The organism is Mycobacterium sp. E3298 (assembly GCF_001666895.1).
Lineage (GTDB): Bacteria > Actinomycetota > Actinomycetes > Mycobacteriales > Mycobacteriaceae > Mycobacterium.
Window position 1 is genome coordinate 1 of sequence record NZ_LZJB01000511.1, and the last position, 5,263, is coordinate 5,263.

Genomic DNA, 5,263 nt, shown 5'->3' on the forward strand with positions numbered 1-5,263 from the left:
GCACGCCCGGGATGGGGACGCCGATGCGGACGGGCCGATCCGGCGAGAGCGGCGCACTGGAGGTGACCCAGACGGTGGTTTCGGTCGGCCCATAGACGTTGAACATGCGGCGGCCCGGTGCCCACGCGGCCACCAACTCCGGCGGGCAGGCCTCACCGCCGATCATCAGCTTGTCGAACCCGTCCAGCCGGGCACGGTCCAGTGATGACAGCACCGTCGGGGTCATGAACGCGGCGCTGACGCGCTGGCTCTGCAGCAGCGCCGTGAGCGGTTCACCGGCGTACACCTGCGGCGGCGCCACCACCAACGCCGCGCCCGACACCGCCGCCAGCAGCATCTCGCCCACCGAAGCGTCAAAGGTCGGCGCGGCCACCATCAGGGCCCGCGCGTCGGCGTCGAGCCCACACGAATCACGTTGCGCCGCCGCCCATCCCGGCAGCCCGGCGTGGCTCACCACCACGCCCTTGGGGGCGCCGGTCGAACCCGACGTGAAGATCACGTAGGCGGTGTTGTGCGTCGACAGCGGCGCCGCCCGATCGGCGTCGGTGATCGGCTCGGCGCTGCGTCCCGACAGGTCCAGCCCGTCCACCCGCAGCACCGGGCGCGCGCCGGCCCCGGCCGCCTCGTCGTGCCCGCGGGTCAACACGCACACCGCCCCCGCGGCGTCGAGAACCGCGGCGACCCGCTCAACAGGATGGTCCAGCCCCACCGGCGTGTAAACGCCGCCCGCCTTCACCACCGCCCACCACGCGACCACCAGCTCGATGCCGCGATCCATCGCCACGCCCACCGCGCGCTCCGGACCCACGCCCGCATCGATCAGGGTGCGCGCCAGGCGGTTCGACCACTCGTCGAGCTCGCGGTAGGACAGCTCCCGCTCGCCGTCGACCACGGCGACCCCGTCGGGGTTCGCGGCGACCGCGGCGGCAAGCAGCTGCGGCGCGACTTCCATCGGGGCGGTCACGCCGGCGCCGGACAAGCGCGACAGGACCAGGTCGCGCTCGTCGCGGTCGAGCAGCTCGATGGACGACAGGCGCCGCGCCGGATCGGAGGTCATGCCCGCCAGCACCCGGCGGAACCGCTCGACGAGCGCCTCGATGCTCGCGGTGTCGAACACGTCCGCGTCGAACTCGACGTGCAGGCCGAGCTCGCGGCCCGGGAGGGCCTCGACCGTCAGCGGGTAGTGGTTGTACTCGCGGTTGGTGAACTCGGCGATCGCCAGCCCGTCGGGGCCCAGCTGCATGCCGTCGCCGATCGGGTAGTTCTCGTAGACGAAGAGGGTGTCGAACAGCTGCTCGTGGCCGGTGGCGCGGTGAATGTCGCTGAGCGCCATGTGTTGATGCTCGAGGGTGTCGTTGTGGTCGTCCTGCAGCTGGCGCAGCAGGTCCGCGGTGGTGGTCGTCGCGGTGATGTTCGCCCGCACCGGCACCGTGTTGATCAGCAGCCCCACCATCGATTCCGCGCCGGCCACCTCGAGCTGGCCCACCCGGGATCGCGGGGTGCCGAAGACGACGTCGTGCCGGCCCGTCAGCGAGGTCAGCAGCAACGCATAGGCGCCCTGGAGCACGGTGCTGACCGTGGTGTGGCAGGCGCGGGCCAGTTGGGTGAGGGCGCGGGTGGTTTCCTCGGGCACGCGGAAGGATTCGGTGCCGCGCCGCCCTTGCCCCAACCGGTCTTTGGGGCCGACGAGCGTCGGCGTCTCGAAGTCGGCGAGCGTCTGAGCCCAGGCCTCGCGGGCTGCGTCGAGGTCCCGATCGGCCAGCCAGGTGACGAAGCTGCGATAGGGCGCGGCCGCGGGCAGCCGCTCCCCGTAGTAACTGGTGAAGATCTCGCGCAGCAGGATCGGCAGCGACCACCCGTCGAGCACGATGTGGTGGTTGGTCAGCACCAGCCGGTGCCGGTCTTGCCGGGTGCGGATCAACGCCACCCGGAACGGTGGCTGGTCGGCCAGGTCCCCGACGGCGGCGCGTTCGGCCGCGCACAGGCGCTCGATCTGCTCGTCGGTGTCGAGCTCGACAAATCGCCACGCCACAACGGGATTGGCCGGGATGACCTGCACCGGCTCGTCGAACCGTTCGTAGAACCGGGCCGCCAGGTGCGGATGACGGTGGATCACGGTGCGCACCGCGTCGTGCAGGCGGTCGGGGTCGAGGGGGCCGGTGAGCGTGAAATCCAGCTGCACGGCGTACATGTCGTCGTTGCCGTGGGCGGTGCTGGAGTGGAAGAGCAGGCCCTGCTGCAGGGGGGTCAGCGGCAAGACGTCGGCGAGGTCGTATCGCCGGCCGAGTTCGTCGATCTGCGGTTGGCTCAGCCGGGTTGGCGCGATGTCCGATGGCGTCAGCCCGCCGCCTCCGGCCCGCACGTGCGCACAGATGCCGGACAAGGCTTCGAACCACAGTTGACTCAGCCGGCCGATCTGTGCTTCGTCGAGGGCCGACGTCGCCCACGTCCAATCGGCGTGCAGCCGCGGGCCGCTGTCGGTGTCGATGGTGCCGGCGTTGAGTTCGACGGTGTGCGCCAACGGCATCGGGATCGCCGCAGCGGCGGCCGCCAGGGACAGGCTCTCGGGGTGCAGCCGCCACAAGTCATCGGAGAGCTCGGTTCCGGCGACGAGTCGGCCGAGGTAGTTGAACCCGATCGTCGGGTCGGAGTCGCCCAGCTCGACGTCACCGTTGAGGTAGCGCAGCACGCCATAGGTCAGCGGGTGCGGCACGGCGCGGAGCTGTTCCTTGGCGTCTTTGATCACGCTTCCCAGCGCCGCGTCGCCGGCCCGCACCTGGGCCCAGGCCAGCCCGCCGACACTCAGCGACACCGGGTATTTGGTGGTGAACCAGCCGATCGTGCGCGACAGGTCCACGTGGGGCGTGACTTCCTCGTGGCGACCGTGGCCCTCGACGTCGATGCCGACCGGCCCGCGGGCAGAAAGGTTGGGGCCCACGAACTCCGCGCACGCCAACCCGAACGCGATCAACAGGATGTCTTGCACGCCGGCGTGGAACGCCGCCGGCGCCTCCCCGAGCAGCGTCCGGGTGTCCTCGACGTCCAGCGAGGCCGTCAGATGCCCGGCGGTGGCGTAGGTGTCCCCGGGCCGCACCGCCGGTAAGGCGGACGGCGTGGCCGCGATCCGCTTCCAGGCACCCGCCTGGTCGACGACCTCCGGGCGGCGGGCGTGTTCGCGGAGCAGCGTTGCCCATCGCGCGTATGACGTCCCGCCCACCGGCAACGCGGCCGGCTGGCCGCCCCGCCCCTGGGCGTAGGCGATGTTCAAGTCCTCCAGAAGGATTCGCCACGACACCCCGTCGATGGCCAGGTGGTGAACGACCAACGCGAGCTGGCCCGTGGGGGCGGCCCACGCCGCGCTCAGCATCGCCCCGGCGGCCGGGTTCAGCCTCGACCGCGCCTCCACCAACGCCTCATCGGAGAGCACGTCCACCGACCGCAGGCACGCGGTCGCGTCGACGGAGCCCGCGTCCGGCGCCCAAAGGGACCACCCGTCGTCGCCGTCACCCTCGACGCGTAGCCGCAGCATGGCGTGTCGGTCGAGCACGGCCTGCAGCGCTCCCCCGACATCGGCTTCGGTCGCCCCGGCGGGCGCCTGGAGCACCATCGTCTGGTTGAACTCAACGATGGGACCGTCAATCTCATGCAGCCACCGCATGATCGGGGTGGCCGGCACCGGTCCGAGGCCCTCGTCGGCCGCGACGGTTTCGCCGTCGACCACTCCGGCCACGGTCGCCAGGCGGGCGACGGTCTGCTCGACGAAGACGTCCCGCGGGCGGCACGTCAGGCCCGCGGCCCGCGCTCGCGAAACCACCTGCAGCGCCAGGATGCTGTCGCCGCCGAGTTCGAAGAAGGAGTCGTCGGCGCCGACGCGGTCGAGGCCCAGGACGTCGGCGAAGATGGTGGCCAGGATCTCTTCGGTCGGGTTCTGCGGGGCGCGGTAGTGGCCGGCGCTGTATTCGGGAGCCGGCAGCGCGCGGACGTCCAGCTTGCCGTTGGCGGTCAGCGGCAGGGCTGGTAGGCCCACGATCGCGGCGGGCACCATGAACGCCGGCAACCGCTGGGAAAGCCGCGCCCGCAATAGAGCCGGGTCACCCGCACCCGTGACATAACCGACCAGACGCTTATCACCGGGGCGATCCTCACGCGCGATCACCACCGCCTGACCCACCCCGTCCAACGCGCTCAACGCGGCCTGGATCTCCCCCAACTCGATGCGATACCCACGGATCTTGACCTGCTCATCGCCGCGACCCAGGTAGCGCAACTGCCCATCGCCACCCCAGCACGCCAGATCCCCGGTCCGGTACATCCGCAGCCCCGGCGGCCCAAACGGACACGCCACAAACCGCGCACCGGTCAACCCCGCCCGGCCCAAATACCCGACGGCCACACCGGATCCGGCCACATACAGCTCCCCGACCACCCCGACGGGCACCGGCCGCAACCAGGCATCCAGCACGAACAGCGCCGCACCGGCCACCGGCGACCCGATCGGCGGCACCCCCGACCCAGCCTGCAGCGGGGCGCTGATCGCCACACACATCGTGGTCTCCGTCGGCCCATAGGCGTTCACCAGCACCCGCCCCGGCGCCCACCGATCCACCACCTCGGGCGGGCAAGCCTCCCCGGCCAACACCACCGCCACCCCGTCCAAACCGACCGGGTCCAGCATCGCCACCGCCGACGGCGTCTGCGTCAACACGCTCACACCCTCGGCCACAACCACGGCGTGCAAATCCTCGGGCGCGCGCGCGGTGTCGTCGGCGACCACCACCACCCGGCCCCCGCGCAGCAGCGGGGCGAAGATCTCCCACACCGACACGTCGAAGGCCAACGAATGCGCATGCGACCACACCCCCGCCGCCGGCAACCCCGCATCCAGCGACCCGATCAACGCCGTCACGCTACGATGCGAAACCCCAACACCTTTGGGCACACCCGTGGTACCCGAGGTGTAAATCAGATACGCCAGCCCGTCGGCGCCCGGCTCCGCCAGGACGGTGTCGGGCACGGTGTCGAGGCGCCGATCGCCGACCTCCACCACCGGCACACCGCGGCCCTCGAATCGCGCTGCCAGATCGGCGGTGCTCAAGACCGGGGCGGCGTACCTGCCGATCGATCCTTCCGCCCCGGACACCCGGATCGAGTTCATGCTCGGTGACGCCGCCCCGGTGGTCGCGGTCAGCACCGCCGATCTGGCAGCGCGATTCGAGGGCCGCGGTGTGCCGGTGGTGGAGGTCGGCGATCGGCGCCTCGACAC

The 5,263-nt window shown here is 71.4% G+C and carries 1 protein-coding gene; it reads right to left on the bottom strand.

Annotated elements, in window-relative coordinates:
• A partial coding sequence (locus A9X05_RS23625; RefSeq protein ID WP_368664944.1) for a condensation domain-containing protein occupies positions 1 to 5,095 on the bottom strand: 5,095 nt, incomplete at its 3' end.
• Positions 5,096 to 5,263 lie beyond the last annotated feature (168 nt).